Source organism: Nocardia aurea (assembly GCF_003123685.1).
Taxonomy (GTDB): Bacteria; Actinomycetota; Actinomycetes; order Mycobacteriales; family Mycobacteriaceae; genus Nocardia; species Nocardia aurea.
Genome location: NZ_QCYJ01000130.1, coordinates 24,401 through 38,532 on the forward strand (window position 1 = coordinate 24,401; position 14,132 = coordinate 38,532).

16 protein-coding genes, 1 tRNA gene and 2 pseudogenes are annotated in these 14,132 nt (G+C 63.7%); 11 read left to right on the forward strand and 8 right to left on the reverse strand.

What is annotated here, in order from left to right:
* Positions 1–14 precede the first annotated feature (14 nt).
* The 7 genes and pseudogenes from DAT37_RS32190 to DAT37_RS45800 all read left to right on the forward strand — a co-directional run.
* A complete protein-coding gene (locus DAT37_RS32190) occupies positions 15–389 on the forward strand; it encodes a hypothetical protein (protein ID WP_198654547.1) in 375 nt (124 codons plus the stop codon).
* Between the two features lie 624 nt (positions 390–1,013).
* Positions 1,014–1,421: a helix-turn-helix domain-containing protein gene (locus DAT37_RS32195; RefSeq protein ID WP_157978817.1), complete on the forward strand. Its 408-nt coding sequence runs from the start codon at positions 1,014–1,016 to the stop codon at positions 1,419–1,421.
* A 58-nt stretch (positions 1,422–1,479) separates the two neighbouring features.
* Positions 1,480–1,923, forward strand: coding sequence for a recombinase family protein (locus DAT37_RS32200; RefSeq protein ID WP_109528685.1), 444 nt, complete (start codon positions 1,480–1,482; stop codon positions 1,921–1,923).
* Complete coding sequence (locus tag DAT37_RS32205; protein ID WP_109528686.1) at positions 1,920–2,258, forward strand: helix-turn-helix domain-containing protein; 339 nt, start codon at positions 1,920–1,922, stop codon at positions 2,256–2,258. Before DAT37_RS32200 ends, DAT37_RS32205 begins: the two co-directional genes overlap by 4 nt.
* Positions 2,255–2,617, forward strand: a pseudogene (locus tag DAT37_RS46540) (tyrosine-type recombinase/integrase); the annotation flags it as partial. The gene DAT37_RS32205 and the pseudogene DAT37_RS46540, both read left to right, overlap by 4 nt.
* A gap of 102 nt (positions 2,618–2,719) precedes the next feature.
* The gene (locus DAT37_RS32210; protein WP_232840136.1) at positions 2,720–3,847 is read left to right on the forward strand and encodes a tyrosine-type recombinase/integrase; all 1,128 of its coding nucleotides are present in this window, start codon (positions 2,720–2,722) and stop codon (positions 3,845–3,847) included.
* A gap of 9 nt (positions 3,848–3,856) precedes the next feature.
* A pseudogene (locus tag DAT37_RS45800) lies at positions 3,857–4,948 on the forward strand (recombinase family protein); the annotation flags it as partial.
* A gap of 24 nt (positions 4,949–4,972) precedes the next feature.
* On the opposite strand, the gene DAT37_RS45805 reads toward DAT37_RS45800, so the two are convergent.
* The 6 genes from DAT37_RS45805 to DAT37_RS32240 all read right to left on the reverse strand — a co-directional run bounded on the left by DAT37_RS45805 (position 4,973) and on the right by DAT37_RS32240 (position 10,219).
* Entirely contained in the window at positions 4,973–5,413 is a 441-nt protein-coding gene (locus tag DAT37_RS45805) for a hypothetical protein (RefSeq protein ID WP_232840137.1), read from the reverse strand.
* A 73-nt stretch (positions 5,414–5,486) separates the two neighbouring features.
* Positions 5,487–5,559: transfer RNA gene (locus tag DAT37_RS32220), tRNA-Ala, on the reverse strand.
* Positions 5,560–5,644: 85 nt separating this feature from the next.
* Positions 5,645–6,868, reverse strand: a complete 1,224-nt coding sequence (gene sepX, locus DAT37_RS32225) for a divisome protein SepX/GlpR (RefSeq protein ID WP_109528688.1) — start codon at positions 6,866–6,868, stop codon at positions 5,645–5,647.
* 300 nt (positions 6,869–7,168) lie between these two features.
* A complete protein-coding gene (locus DAT37_RS32230; RefSeq protein ID WP_109529084.1) occupies positions 7,169–7,819 on the reverse strand; it encodes a GNAT family N-acetyltransferase in 651 nt (216 codons plus the stop codon).
* Between the two features lie 12 nt (positions 7,820–7,831).
* Positions 7,832–9,091, reverse strand: a complete 1,260-nt coding sequence (gene glp, locus DAT37_RS32235) for a molybdotransferase-like divisome protein Glp (RefSeq protein WP_109528689.1) — start codon at positions 9,089–9,091, stop codon at positions 7,832–7,834.
* Positions 9,092–9,262: 171 nt separating this feature from the next.
* Complete coding sequence (locus DAT37_RS32240; protein ID WP_109528690.1) at positions 9,263–10,219, reverse strand: UTP--glucose-1-phosphate uridylyltransferase; 957 nt, start codon at positions 10,217–10,219, stop codon at positions 9,263–9,265.
* Between the two features lie 79 nt (positions 10,220–10,298).
* Here DAT37_RS32240 and DAT37_RS32245 point away from each other — a divergent pair, with 79 nt between their 5' ends.
* The 4 genes from DAT37_RS32245 (at position 10,299) to mscL (ending at position 12,599) form a co-directional block, all read left to right on the forward strand.
* Positions 10,299–10,895, forward strand: coding sequence for a 5-formyltetrahydrofolate cyclo-ligase (locus tag DAT37_RS32245; protein WP_232840138.1), 597 nt, complete (start codon positions 10,299–10,301; stop codon positions 10,893–10,895).
* Between the two features lie 69 nt (positions 10,896–10,964).
* The gene (locus DAT37_RS32250) at positions 10,965–11,288 is read left to right on the forward strand and encodes an FmdB family zinc ribbon protein (RefSeq protein ID WP_109528692.1); all 324 of its coding nucleotides are present in this window, start codon (positions 10,965–10,967) and stop codon (positions 11,286–11,288) included.
* 99 nt (positions 11,289–11,387) lie between these two features.
* Entirely contained in the window at positions 11,388–12,056 is a 669-nt protein-coding gene (locus DAT37_RS32255; protein WP_109528693.1) for an SAF domain-containing protein, read from the forward strand.
* Positions 12,057–12,191: 135 nt separating this feature from the next.
* On the forward strand, positions 12,192–12,599 hold the full coding sequence (mscL, locus tag DAT37_RS32260) for a large conductance mechanosensitive channel protein MscL (protein WP_109528694.1): 408 nt from the start codon (positions 12,192–12,194) through the stop codon (positions 12,597–12,599).
* A gap of 78 nt (positions 12,600–12,677) precedes the next feature.
* On the opposite strand, the gene DAT37_RS32265 is transcribed toward mscL, so the two are convergent.
* The gene (locus DAT37_RS32265; RefSeq protein WP_109528695.1) at positions 12,678–13,349 is read right to left on the reverse strand and encodes an MspA family porin; all 672 of its coding nucleotides are present in this window, start codon (positions 13,347–13,349) and stop codon (positions 12,678–12,680) included.
* A 70-nt stretch (positions 13,350–13,419) separates the two neighbouring features.
* The gene (locus DAT37_RS32270) at positions 13,420–14,094 is read right to left on the reverse strand and encodes an MspA family porin (protein WP_109528696.1); all 675 of its coding nucleotides are present in this window, start codon (positions 14,092–14,094) and stop codon (positions 13,420–13,422) included.
* Positions 14,095–14,132: the final 38 nt, after the last annotated feature.

A 14,132-nucleotide genomic window follows, 5' to 3' on the forward strand; every position in this document is an offset into this window, starting at 1 on the left:
ACCGAGGAGGAGCGATGTCTACACCCGAGACGTCGAACAGCCGGGAAATCACCCTGGCCATCAAACTCGACCCCGCCCGCCACGCCCAACTCACCTGGATCGCCGAACTGCGCGGCACCAGTCTCAAGGCCGAATCGTTCAAAGCGGTCGACGCCTACATCGAGGCAGCCAAACAAGATCCCGAGCTGATCGCCAAGGCCACCGCCGCCCGAGAAGAAATCGAACGGCAGGCCAGGCAGCGGCAGGAAGCTATCGCCAACCTGTTTACCGCCCCCACAACGCCACCGCCCGTCCAGGAGGACGAACCAGCGGTAGCGGAGGAGGCGCCGCAGGCCGAGGCCGGGACATCGCGTCCACGTTCACGGCGTGGACAGCAGGCCAGCGAGTAGAGGACCGGATGGAGCAGCACGCTCACCACTTCCGGTGAGAGGCCGGTCGGACAGCAACGGGATGCCTCTCGCATCCCTGTCCGACCGGCCAACACTCAACCGTAACCGAAAGGAGGTGGTCATGAATGAATATTCTCCGCAACACTTTTCATCCGAAGAACAACCCGACGCAGCGCCCCCGGAGCGCGAACAGGGGCCACGAAACCGAACCGCCGTTGCACCTACGTATCTACGTCACCTGCGGCCTCCCGCTACGTGCCGACACTTCCACCGAGGTGCACAGCTGGATCGCTTCACTGCCGCCTACAAGGGCCACTACGTCAGCGTCGGCGCCTATGCCCGCCACCTGTTGGAGGCACTCAGGCGGGCCGTGCCCACTGGAGCAGTTCACGTCTGTCGACTATGCGGCAATCTGACCGGGCATGGTGGGTGAATACGAGATCACTGCCTATCCCGCCGAGGGCAGTGGTGTCTGGATATTCGATACCCAATAGCTAAATCAAGCATATTCATTTTAAATGGTATTGTTTTATTTCTTTTAATAATTGCCTTTACGCAACAATGGAGCTATTGTTTCTTTAGGGGAAATTATAAGAAGAAACGACAATGCACACATCCCGAAACGTGACAGCCTTGAAATTAGCGGAAGCTATCGAGGTGCGACGCAAAGAGCTACATATAACACGGGCAACAATAGCGGAACGATCGGGATTGAGTCGGTCGACCATCACCCGCATCGGGCAAGGGGTTTTCGCCCAGCCGACACCAGAGAGCCTGCGCGCTATCGCGAAAGCGATCGAGATGCCCTATGGCGAACTGTTCGCCATTGCAGGTTGGATACCCTCGATCTCCACCCGCCGCGACCCGCACGTGCACATCTCCTACCACGACATACCCGAGCAAGCGATCCAGGAGATCGAAGCCGCCGTCGATGCTGTCGCCGCCCGACATGGAATGTGCTTCCGACCAGACTGCGCTTCCGGCCATCATCAGCACACCGTCCTGCCGCCGGACGACTTCATCCCTGAATAAAAACTCTATAAAAGAAAATAGACCCAACCGATGACGTAACCGAAAGGAGGCTTCTCCCATGCAAGGAAAGAGACACCGATCAAACACAAAGCAAAGCGCCGAGCTGCCGGTATTCGAACCCGCTGTGCAGTTCTTGTCCGTCGCCGCACCGACAGCGGCGGATCGGGCAGCAGGCGGCGGTGAGCCCATCAAGATCAGCGTGCAGCGCGAATCCGGGCGCCGTGGTGCGCTGCAACGCGGAGTCGGCATCGTCAAAGAATTCACCGAGATCGGCGCACAGAAAAGTCTGCGCACACGTCCCGTCTTGCGCCGGTTGCTGGCCTACCTGAACTCCCATCCTGATATCCGCTACATCATCTATACCGGCACCTGCCACTACGCCCGGAGCTCACCGCTTGTCGAAGTCCTCTCCCGCCACTTCCAACGGCTCGGCGTCGGCGTGCTCGTCTCCGAATCTGATACTCAGCCCGACAAGCTTCGGCTATGGGAGAGCGTCCGATGACACGGCCTACCAACCAACCGGCAGCGCTACCGGAGGAGACCAAGACCGCGCTCCGCACGCTCGGAACACTCGCGCTCAGGCTGGCCGACGGTGCAGGTACTGACCTGGATTGGTATCGCACCCATCTGGAAGGCGTTCCTCGCATCGATGGGCCGTCGACACTACTGACGATCCCCGAAGCCTGCACACGGCTGCGGCTGAGCCGCTGGGGCCTCTACCAACTGATCAACAATCGAGAACTAGCGACGGTGAAGATCGGACGTCGACGGTTTGTACCGCTCACCGAGGTACAGCGCTTCGTTGACGAACTGACCGTCGTCGGAGGCCGATCATGAGCGGACGTAACACTAACGGGGAAGGCAGTGTCTACAAGCGCAAGGATGGCCGCTGGGAAGGTGCCGCATATCTAGGAACTGTCAATGGAACAGTTCGTCGGTTACGAGTGTACGGAAAAACTAGAAAAGAAGCGCATGGGAAGTTGACCGTTCGATTGGCTGACGCAGAGCGGGGCATCCCTGTCCCAGAGCGATCGTGGACTGTCGGGAATTATCTCGACTATTGGATAAGAGACGTTGCACCTAGCAACCGCCGACCGAAGACGCTGGAACAGTACGAGTCAATTATTCGGCTATACCTCAAGCCGCTACTCGCTTCATACCCGCTTGACCGCCTCAGCGCGGCTACCCTGCAACAGATACTCAATTACCAACTAGCAGAGGGGCACTCACTTCGGACGGTTAGAGCCATACGCACCGTGCTCAGTGCCGCCCTCACACGCGCTATGCGTGAGGAACTCGTGACCCGAAACGTCGCCCGGCTGGTTGAATTAGAGAAGGAACAGCGAGGGGATATCACCCCATGGACAGCCGAGGAAACTGGCTCCTTCCTCCGCTTTGTCGAATCGCACCCGCTGTATCCAGCCTTCCTGATGCTGGCGATTTATGGCCTACGACGCGGCGAAGTTCTAGGACTACGCTGGCAAGACATCGACTGGCAACGGAGTCAAATTCATATTCGTCAACAGCTACAGCAGATTGGCAACAATCTCGAAGTCGGCCCGGTCAAGACTAACTCCGGCAGACGTGACTTACCACTTATTCCGCTGGTACGCGACGTTCTGAGGCGGTATCAGATACGAAATGTGGTTGAACTTGATTACCAATACATCGACGCAATAGAGGGAATACCCGCCGAAGCGGAGGTATTGGACGAGCATACTCGGCAAGGTGGCATTACAGGGCACGTCGTACGACGTTCGCGTGAAGATGACATGGCAGGAATTATCTTGCGTGGCAAGAATAATTCGCCGCTATGGCCACGAAATTTTGTGCGCACTTTTCATCTACTGACGAAACAGGCCGGACTACGTCGAATCAAGCTGCATTGGCTTCGCCACGGTACAGCGACACTCTTGAAAAATTCCGGGGTTCCTGACCGGGATGCTCAGCTCATCATGGGCCACGCTCACATATCCACGACTCAACTGCTCTACCAGCACGCTAGCAGTGAGATGCAAAAGTCAGGGCTTGACCTGATCGGTCGGACGTTGCTGGGTGCGGGCGTTCGTTCCCGTAGCCGTCAGGGTCAACCGTCAAGCATGACAATCGTTGCGGTTGATACAACGATTTCTGAGCCAAAGAAAAAAGTCGACCTCTATTCTAGTCGACTTCTTTCCATGGAGGGACCAGTGGGGCTTGAACCCACGACACCCTGCTTAAAAGTAATACCGAAGCTAGTGAGAGACCCACTGCTCACCTCTGTAATTCAACAACTGCGGACACGTACACGCGTTCACGTGATCGGCTCCGTTGCCGTCAACTTAGCCGTCAATCCCGGCAGGCCGAATTTAGTTGTCTGGGAATGGATTCCACTGCGCACCGCGCTTACGCCAATTGTTATTCCATACCTCGACCATCGCTCGTAGGAGGTACACATGACCAAACGCCATGTCCGTGGCCCAGCCGCCTTGCCAGGGAAAGCCGTTCTGCTCCTTCGCGTGTCCACCAAGCGGCAGCTGGAAACTGCCGTCGATATCGACCCCGATGGCTTGTCTATCTTCACCCAGCGTGAATGGTGTCAGAAGAAGGCCGCCTCGATGAACGCCGAGATCGTTGAGGAGTTTGTCGAGCCCGGCCAGTCCGCCAAGACGATCGACAAGCGACCGATCATACGAAAGCTGCTGCGTTATCTGGCCGAGCACCCAGAAGTCACCTACGTGATCGTCTACATGCGGTCGCGTGCGTTCCGCAATCGGTTCGACGCCGCCATCATCGAAACCCAGCTCAAGGCGATGGATGTTCGGCTGATCAGCGCGAAAGAAGACTTCGGCGAAGGTCCACATGCCGAGGCGATGGAAGGCATGCTCGATGTCATGAACGACCTGATGAACAAGCTGCAAGGCTTGGACATTCAGGAGAAGATGCGCACCAAGGCTGTCAACGGCGGCACCCTGGGATTCGCCAAGGTCGGGTACCTCAACGTCCGCAAGGAATTCGACGGCAAGCTGATCAACACCGTGGCACAGGACGAACGCCGGGCGCCCCTGGTCCGTAAAGCCTTCCAGCTGTATGCCACCGGCCGGTACGGCCTGGAATTGTTGGAAGCTACCATGGCGGATCTTGGCCTCACTGCTCGCGCACGCGGAAAGATTCCTGAGCGGCCGGTGTCATTCCAGCTGTGGCACAGACTTCTTCAGAACCCGTACTACGCCGGTTGGATCGAGGTCGATGGTGCGCTGTACCCCGGACGGCATGAACCAATCGTCACCCAGGAACTGTTCGACCGCGTTCAAAACGTCATGAACCTCCGTAGCCGTCCCGGTCAACGTGATCGTGTCTTACAGCACTACCTCAAGGGCGGGCTGTTCTGCGACCGGTGCCAGTCGGCCGGACGAACTGCTCGTCTCATCTATACCGAGGCCACTGGCAGAAGCGGCAACCGCTACCAGTACTTCCTATGCCGCGGTCGCCAGGATCGTGAGTGTGATCTCCCGCACCTGTCTGCCGCAGTTGTCGAGCAGGCGATCATCGACCACTACGCCACGCTGCAACTACCGGCGGACTTCATCGTGAACGCAACCTCGATGCTCGATGGAATCCTGGCTGACGAAACTGCCGGTGTACAAGAGATGCATGCCACGCTGCAACAGCGCCTCAAGGATTTGGAGAGCCAGGAAGAACGACTCGTCGATCTGGCGGCGGACGACGCTATGCCGCGAGACAAGATCAAGGCGAAGCTCCGCCAGATCCAAACTTCCCGTGCCAGTATCCAGGAACAGTTGACGGCCACGACGGCCGAACTGTCGGTGGGTGTCGAGGTGCTGAAGCAGGCAGTAGGCCTGATCACGAATCCACGGCAGCTGTACGAAACCAGCGTCGACAGTGTTCGGCGCCACCTGAACGAAGCCTTCTACGAACGGATGTATCTCGACGTCGATGGGGTCCGTTCCGATGAACTCAAACAACCGTTCGCCGATCTGCACCAGGCGCACGGCAGAGATACAAAAAGCGGCCCTACTCTCCCCAGCGACCCAAAGGTCACTGGTTCGAGTAAGACCGCTCTTGTGGAGCTAAGGGGAATCGAACCCCTGACCTTCTCGATGCGAACGAGACGCGCTACCAACTGCGCTATAGCCCCGTGCGGATCCCTGGGGAACCGCGCTGGGTAACTGTAGCAAACGTTGCGGCCAGACTCCGAATCGGTGGGTTGACCTGCGAAAATGCTATGCGCCGGCGGCGCGGCGCATCTCGGCGGACCGGCCGCGGCGCAGGGCTCGGGCGACGGCGGGGTCGAAATGGTCGAGGTCGATGAAGGCGGGGTCCTCGTCGTCGGCTTCGAGCAGGACCGAGCGGCGGCGCAGGGCGCGTGCGGTCTCGCGGTCCATGTGACGGCGGAAATGTTGTTCGACGCGGACGGAGGCTTCGTCGGCTTCGGCATCGTCGTCGGAGTCGCGGCCGCGCAGCAGGCGGGCGGCGCGGCGACGGCGGATGTCCTCTTCCATGCGGACCTGCTTGCGCAGGTAGGCCAGATATCCGGCGAGGACGACAAGGGACAGGCCGCAGCCCCACCACAGTCGCTGATCGGAGACGATGCCGAACGCGCCGAAGAGCAGGGCGGCTAGGACGAGGCCGAGTACCGCGCGCTGGCGGAAGGTGTAGCGGGCGGCGCGGGCGATGGCATCGGCTTCGGGGTCGTAGCCGCCGCGGCCGCGGCGCGACGGCACGAATTCCGTGTCTTCGGCGTCGTATTCGGTATCGTCGGCCCGATCCGTCGACCGGGCGGGCGGGATGCGCGCCGCGGACGGTTCGAGGTACTCGTCGGCCACGTCGTCATCATCGGCCGGTTCGTCGTGGTTCGCAGCGCTTCGGGCCGCGGTCTGCGCGATATCGTCCGAATCGGCATCCTCGGAATGCGTTTCGGTGTATCCGTCGTCGGTGATTTCGGCGAGTTCGGCGTCGGCGATGTCGTCGTCGGCGTAATAGCGGTCGACGGAATCCCTGTCGCCCGAATCGTCGTCGGCCGAATCGTCGTCGATGAATTCGGCGTCCGTGATCTCGGTGTCGGCGATATCGGCGGCGAGTGGCGCGTCGACAGCGGCGGCGACGATGTCCGGCGGGTTGGCGCCCGCTTCGAGTTCGGGTACGTACCCCGACTCCTGGTCGGCCTCGGTGACTAGTTCGTCGGCCGGTGCATTCATCCGGTCCTCCGCATCATCGCTATGGGAAAGCTTTCTGTGCACTCGGGTCGGCCGATAGTCCGGGTCGCTGTCGTGACCGGCGGCCGGCCCTTTTCGTGGGCGCCGCTTGGAACCGCCGCGGTGCAGCACGCGGGTCGCCAGGGCAGCATCGGTGGTCTGCCGGATCCGTGGATGCCGGTCGGCGAGTATCGGGAACAGGACGAAGACCCAGAGCACGACCAGGCCGATCCACAGAATCGAATTCGGCATCTCGCCTCAGCTACCTCCGTCCCCGCGTGAATTGTCCATTCGGCCCGCGACTTTCCCGCACCGCGCCCCCGCTGCCGTGCGTTCGCTCGATGCAAAACGGACGGACCCGAGTCCGGTCGCCGGTCGCCTCGCAGGCTCCCTGCCGAAGATGCGGGACGCACCTCCGACGTCCGTAGGTTAATTCCGCGCAGCGGGACTTTCCGGCAGGCGCGCCGTGCACACAAGTCACACTGGTAACAAACTCCCCAACAATGCGGCACGTGTGAACGCGGCGGTTCGCCCTCATTTCCGATGCGATGACTAAGGGAGGATGACCCGTCCGTCGCGGACCAAACGGTCCACGACGGTGCCGTTGATCTCCTCCGCGGTGAGGCCGACGAGCAGATGATCGCGCCAGTCACCGTCGACGTCCAGGTAGCGCCGCAGCAAACCCTCTTCGCGAAATCCGACATTGCGCAATACGGCCTGGCTCGGCAGATTCTCCGGTCGCACCGTCGCTTCCACGCGGTGCAGTCCGACCGGGCCGAAGCAGTGATCGAGTCCGAGCGCCAGCGCCGCCGTCGCGACTCCCTGTCCGCCCAGATCTTTCGCGACCCAGTAACCGATCCACGCCGAACGCAGCGCGCCGCGCACGATATTGCCCACGGTCAGTTGCCCACTGAAATTACCGTCGACCTCGATCACCAACGGGATCATCGCGCCGCGCCGCGCCTCGGCTTTGAGACTCGACCACAGCGAGGGCCAGTTCGACGCGTGATTGCGCGCTTCCCAGGCGCCGCGGCCGGTGGGCTCCCACGGTTCGAGATGTTCCCTGTCACGCAGGCGGATCCGGCTCCACGCCGACGCGTCGCGCAAACGGACCGGGCGCAACGTCACCCGGCCCGCCGCGGCGGTCACCGGTCCGAGATGAGCGGGCCACCCCGGATGCTGGGTCACCCGGAAAACATTCATCGTCTCCACGCCTCAACCGCGCTGTGCGAGAAAAGCGACGCGAACCTCGTCGCCGGTCCTGATCTCGGTGTCGTCCGGGTCCAGAATGATGAGGCTGTTCGCCTCGGCCAGCGTCGCGAGCAGATGCGAGGAGGATCCGGCCGCGCCGCCGAGCGGCTGAACCAGGTAGTCACCGGTGGATTCGTCTCTCATCAATTGCGCGCGCAGGAAACCCTTGCGCCCCTCCATAGAACTGATCGGGGTGATGGTCCTGGCCCGGATGATCCGTCGCATGGGATGCCTTCGCCCCAGCGCGATTCGGATCAGCGGCCGCACCATCACCTCGAAAACCACCAGCGCGCCAACGGGATTGGACGGCAGCAGGAAGGTCGGCACCTCGTCACGGCCGAGTCTTCCGAAACCCTGGACCGAACCGGGATGCATGGCGACGCGGGCGACCTCGAGTTCGCCGAGCCCTTCGAGCGCCTCCCTGACCTGTTCGGAGGCCCAGCCGCCGACGGCGCCCGCGATCACCACGACCTCGGACCGAACCAGCTGTCCCTCCACGACATCGCGCAATCGGCGCGGATCGTCGCTGACGATCCCGACGCGGTTCACATCGGCGCCCGCGTCGCGCGCTGCGGCGGCCAGGGCGTAGGAGTTCACGTCGTAGACCTGGCCGGGGCCGGGGGTGCGGTCGATATCGATGAGTTCGCCGCCCACCGAGATCACCGAGAGCCGTGGGCGCGGGTGCACGAGCACCTTGTCCTGACCGACGGCGGCGAGCAGACCGACCTGGGCAGGACCGATGATGGTGCCCGCGCGCACCGCGACATCGCCCGGCTGCACGTCGTCACCGATGCGCCGGACGTAATCGCCCGAACGCACGGATTCGTAGACCTTGATCCTGGCCCGGCCGCCATCGGTGAAATCCAGGGGCAGCACGGCATCGGCGAGGGTCGGCAGCGGGGCTCCGGTGTCGACGCGCACGGTCTGGCGGGGTTGCAGCCGGATCGGCTGCCGGGAACCGGCCACCACCTCGCCGACGACGGGCAGCGTCAGATCGACGAGATCGCCTTCTTCGTTGCGGATATCGGAGCCGGCGGCGGCCACGTCGACGCTGCGCACCGCGTAGCCGTCGATGGCGGCCTGATCGAATCCGGGCAGCGGACGCTCGGTGATCACATCCTCGGCACACAGCAGACCCTGGGCTTCGGAGATCGCGACCCGGACCGGCCGGGGCGCGACCGCCGCCGCGGTCACCTTGATCTGCTGATCCTCAACCGAGCGCATCCAGCCCTTCCTGATTCTCTCCGCGCTTCACGAGTGCGCCGCCGACGCTCGGACGAACGCGCACACCACGTCCCGCGCCGACGGTGGAACCATCATTCGTACCCGACCGAACGTCGGCGGCGAAACCCGGCCGCCGTCCGGCCGTCGCCCCCGGGCCGGGGCGGGCGCTGCTCAGTCGTAGGTCGTCAGCTGCGGATCCCAGTCCGGGCCGAGCCGATGCTCCAACCATTCCCGTAGGGCGGGGCCGTATTCCTCCCTCTCCAGGGCGAAATCGACCGCAGCACGAAGATAACCGCCCGGGTTGCCCAAATCGTGGCGCGACCCACGGTGGACCACCACGTGAACCGGATGACCTTCCGCGATCAGCAGCGCGATCGCGTCGGTCAGCTGCAATTCGCCGCCCGCGCCGGGGGTGATCCGGCGCAGCGCGTCGAAGATCGCGCGGTCGAGCAGATAGCGTCCGGCCGCGGCGTAGGTGGACGGCGCGTCCTGGAGGGCGGGCTTCTCCACCATGCCGTTGACGCGCAGCACGTTCGGGTTCACCGCGTCGGGCACGATCGCCACATCGAAGACGCCGTAGGCGCTGACCTGGTCCTTGGGGACATCGATCGCGCACAGCACGGTTCCGCCGCGTTTGCGTCGCACCCGGCTCATCACATCGAGGACACCGCTGGGCAGCACCAGATCGTCGGGCAGCAGGACCGCGACGGCGTCCTCGTCGTCGTCGAGGACGGCTTCGGCCTGGGCCACCGCGTGCCCGAGTCCGAGCGGCTCCTCCTGCACCACCGAGGTCACGTCGAGCAGTCCGGGCGCCTTGCGCACCTTCTCGAGCAGTTTGAATTTGCCGCGCGCGGCGAGGGTGCCCTCCAGTACGAGATCCTCGACGAAATGCGCGACGACACCGTCCTTGCCCGGCGAGGTGACGATCACCAATCGCTGCGCGCCCGATTCGGCGGCCTCGGTCGCGACCAGTTCGATGCCCGGGGTGTCGACCACAGGCAGCAATTCCTTGGGCACCGTCTTGGTCGCCGGCAGGAACCGTGTGCCCAGTCCCGCCGCGGGCACGATGGCGGTGCGGAAACACGACACCGGTGCGCCGTCGGCGGACTTTCCGGCCTTTGCTGTCATTCGTCTACCCTATCCATCCATCACTCGACCCATCGCCGTCGCGACGGCCAGGTATGCCGGTGAGCTTATGGTGATCAGCATGGAGATGCCCGTTGAGCGCGACAAACATGCATGGCGCTCCGAAATTCTCGCGCGCCGCGAGGCTGTGACGGCGCACACACATGCCGCCGAATCCGCGGCGCTCGCGCGGGCGGTTCGCGAACTCGAAATTCCCGCCTGGGTCTGCGCCTACGTCCCGGTGCGCGGCGAACCCGGTTCGACGGCCATGCTCGACGCCGTGCGCGAGGCGGGCGCGCGACTGCTGCTGCCGATCACCGGGCCGCCGGGGGCGTTGGAGTGGGCCGAGTACACCGGCGCGGACGCGCTGCACGCGGCCCGCTGGGGTCTGCTCGAACCCGACGGACCCGTTCTGCCCCCCGAGGCCATCACCCGGGCCGAACTGGTGCTGATCCCCGCGCTCGCCGTGGACCGCCGCGGTGTGCGCCTCGGTCGCGGAGCGGGCCATTACGACCGCACGCTGAGCGCGGCCCGCGTGGATGCCCGTCTGGTCGCCGTGGTTCGCGACGACGAGGTGGTCGACGAACTGCCCGCCGAACCGCATGATTTCCATATGGGATGGGCGCTCACGCCCGGCGGCGGATTACAACAGCTCGGCATCGCGGGTGTCGCGGAATGAATCCTCGATTACCCGTGTTGGCACTGTCGCCTGTAGAGTGCCAGTTGACGAACCACCGCGGAGGATGCTGTGCCAACTTATTCGTATGCGTGCACCCAGTGTGACAACCGCTTCGACATCGTTCAGTCCTTCTCCGACGATGCGCTGAGCGTCTGCGAGCAGTGCTCGGGCAAGCTGCGCAAGCTGTTCAACTCCGTCGGCATCGTCTTCAAGGGCAGCGGCTTCTACCGCACCGACAGCCGCGGCGGCGCGTCCACCGCGAGCGAGCCCGCGAAGTCCGACAGTTCGAGCGGGTCCAGCGGTTCCTCCGGCTCGGATTCGAGTTCGTCGAGCGGCAGCGGCGGATCGTCGAGCAGTAGTTCGTCCTCCAGCAGCACCGCCGTCGCCAGCTGAGACCGGTGCGCTGGTCGCACCTTGTCCACAGGCCGCGTGTTGTCCACATTCGCCCGTTCACACCGCCGAGGTGACCTCGCGCGGCCATAGGCTCCGGCCATGATCCGATCCCGCTCCGACCTCGGCCGCGGCAGCCCGTTGCGATTCGCCCTGTGGAATCGGCCGGAGTGGGCCGATCAACTGCTCGCGCGTCGATTACTCGCCGCGGGGCTGACCGTACTGGCCGCGGCGCTCTTCGTGCGCGGCGATCCGGACGCCGGGCGCGCCGAGATCGTGGTCGCCGCGCGCGATCTCGCACCGGGACGGGCGCTGGAGGCAGGCGATCTGCGTGTCGTCCCGCACGAATCCGGCACCCTGCCCGACGGCGCGGTGCGTGACACCTCCACCTTGATCGGCGCGACGCTGACCGCCGCGATGCGGTCGGGCGAGGTCTTCACCGATCTGCGCGTCGTCGGACCGAGACTGGCAGCGGCGGCCACCGGCGATCGCGAGGCCCGTATCGTCCCCATCCGTCTCGCCGACACCGCGGTGGCGGAAATCCTCCGGGCAGGCGACCGGGTCGACGTGATCGGCGCAGAGGAGCAATCCGGCGCCTCCGCGAGACCGGCGCGGATTCTGGCCTCCGACGCCGCGGTCGTCCTCGTCTCGGCCCCCGGCGATCGGCGTACCGCGAGCGAGCGGGTGGTCCTGGTCGCGATGGACTCCGAACACGCCACCACGGTCGCCGCGGCGTCCTTGCGCACCGCGCTCACCGTCGTATTCCACTGAGAGCGCGGCTGCCGAGCGCCGCCCAGAAATGATTACCAAGAATTTGCCAGTGACCTGAACTAGCATCGCGTATACGGCAAGAATCCCCACCGGAGAGCACAGCGCACAGGCTCCCACTCGAAGGAGACACCGGCAATGCTGAAGGGTTTCAAGGATTTTCTACTGCGCGGAAATGTCGTTGACCTGGCAGTTGCCGTTGTCATCGGCACCGCGTTCGTCGCCATCGTCACCGCGTTCACCACCGGGATCGTCAATCCGATCCTGGCCGTCTTCGGCGGCGATGACGAAATGGGTCTCGGTTTCCAGCTGATTGCCGATAAACCTGCGACCTTCATTCAAGTGGGTCCGATCATTACCGCCGCCATCAATTTCATCATCATCGCGGCGGTACTCTATTTCGTCCTGGTGCTGCCATCGATCCACGCCAAGAAGCGCTACGGCAACGAGGAGGACGAGAAGCTCAGCGACGTGGAGGTGCTGATCCAGATCCGCGATCTGCTCGCAGACGGTCAACGCGAGACCGGCGGCAAGCACGAGTTCTGACCGGCGAGTTCACCTGTGCGACAACGCGAACGGGCCCGTCACCGAGGCGACGGACCCGTTCTGCGAGTGACCCGAGGATCAGCCGATGCTGAACGGCTGACCGTACAGGGTGATCCAGGTGACGACGCTCTCGGTCTCGACCTCGACGCTGACGAATGCGCGCGCCTGCGCGTAACCGCCACAGCCGCTCAGGCCGATGGTCGAATCGGCCCAGGTGACCGAACCGTTCGAACCACTGAAGACGTTGCGCTTCTTGTGGGTCTCGCTACCGAAATCGTCGGCCTGCTCCAGATCGAGGATGTAGAACGACTGCGCCTGGCCGGGGCCGAGCGACAGATCGCCGCCGCCGCTGGCACCGATGCTCGGCGAGCCGTCTTCCCACGCGACGCCGCCGTCGACACCACCGGAGGTGCCGCCACCCGCGATGTTGACCTGGCAGCCCACGGTGTAGCCCGGGAAGATCCGGCCGCCGGAGTCGGCGCCGGTACCGGACAGTTCGACCTGAGCGCTACCGGAGACCCACGCGTTGCGGTGCACCGGGGTGGAGCCCAGGGACGGGTTGATGTTGGCGGACTCACCGACGAGGCGGACCGTGACAACGGTGCCGTCGGAGAGGGTCTTGACGATTTCGCCGCCCGGCAGCGGAACGAAGGTATCGGCATTGGCAGCGCCCGTGGAGAACAGGCCCATGGCGACAGTGGCTGCGGCGCCGACACCGGCCACCCGCGCCAAGATCTTGCGGTTGATCATTTGATTATGCCCCTCGAGGGTTGTGAATTCGCTTCAGCGAGAAGAATGTTCGTGTGAGAGTCGACAGAGGTCAGCCGATGCTGAACGGCAGGCCGTAGAGGCTGGTCTTCGAGTAGTGGTCACCGATGATCTCGACAACGGTGTACGCACGCGCCTGCGCGTAACCGGCGCAGCCCTGGATCTCGATTTCGGCATCCTGATACTCGACCGAGTAGACACCCGGCTTCAGGATGTCCTTGTAGTCGATCTGCACGAACTTCACTTCACCCGGGCCGAGCTGGAGGCCGATGGAGCCGCCGAGGCTTCCGCCCTCGAGGTCGATGCCGCCCGAGAAACCCGCCGAGATGGCGTCGTCGGCGATGCTGACCTGGCAACCGACGATGTAGCCGGTGCTCAGCTGCGACGCACCGTGCGTCGACGAGTTGTTGCTGCCGGGACCACCGGCGGGACCGTTGTTCGGGCCCACCTCACCCTCGGGGGTGACGGTGACATCGGCGCTGGCGTTTCCGGAGACCCAGACGACGCGGCCCGCGCCGTTCCCGGAAAGGGACGGAGAAATCAGGGCGTGCTCTCCGGTACGGGTGATGGTGACGCCAGGTCCGATCTTCTGTCCGTCCGGCAACGGAACGAAGGTATCGGCATTGGCAGCCCCGGTCGAAAGCAGGCCCATGGCAACGGCCGCGGCGGCGCCGACGCCCGCGACGCGGGCACCGCGGCGCAGACCGTTGGTGCGGTTCTCGCTCATACTTCCCCTCATCAGGTTCAAACAGTCGACCTCGACCA

Excerpts from the sequence above, each read along its gene's own strand:
- DAT37_RS32265 (WP_109528695.1), bottom strand. The coding sequence starts at position 13,349 with ATGATCAACCGCAAGATCTTGGCGCGGGTGGCCGGTGTCGGCGCCGCA.
- DAT37_RS32240 (WP_109528690.1), bottom strand. The coding sequence starts at position 10,219 with ATGACAGCAAAGGCCGGAAAGTCCGCCGACGGCGCACCGGTGTCGTGT.
- DAT37_RS32200 (WP_109528685.1), top strand. The coding sequence starts at position 1,480 with ATGCAAGGAAAGAGACACCGATCAAACACAAAGCAAAGCGCCGAGCTG.
- DAT37_RS32230 (WP_109529084.1), bottom strand. The coding sequence starts at position 7,819 with ATGAATGTTTTCCGGGTGACCCAGCATCCGGGGTGGCCCGCTCATCTC.
- mscL (WP_109528694.1), top strand. The coding sequence starts at position 12,192 with ATGCTGAAGGGTTTCAAGGATTTTCTACTGCGCGGAAATGTCGTTGAC.
- DAT37_RS32190 (WP_198654547.1), top strand. The coding sequence starts at position 15 with ATGTCTACACCCGAGACGTCGAACAGCCGGGAAATCACCCTGGCCATC.
- DAT37_RS32270 (WP_109528696.1), bottom strand. The coding sequence starts at position 14,094 with ATGAGCGAGAACCGCACCAACGGTCTGCGCCGCGGTGCCCGCGTCGCG.
- DAT37_RS32205 (WP_109528686.1), top strand. The coding sequence starts at position 1,920 with ATGACACGGCCTACCAACCAACCGGCAGCGCTACCGGAGGAGACCAAG.
- DAT37_RS32245 (WP_232840138.1), top strand. The coding sequence starts at position 10,299 with ATGGAGATGCCCGTTGAGCGCGACAAACATGCATGGCGCTCCGAAATT.
- DAT37_RS32255 (WP_109528693.1), top strand. The coding sequence starts at position 11,388 with ATGATCCGATCCCGCTCCGACCTCGGCCGCGGCAGCCCGTTGCGATTC.
- glp (WP_109528689.1), bottom strand. The coding sequence starts at position 9,091 with ATGCGCTCGGTTGAGGATCAGCAGATCAAGGTGACCGCGGCGGCGGTC.
- sepX (WP_109528688.1), bottom strand. The coding sequence starts at position 6,868 with ATGCCGAATTCGATTCTGTGGATCGGCCTGGTCGTGCTCTGGGTCTTC.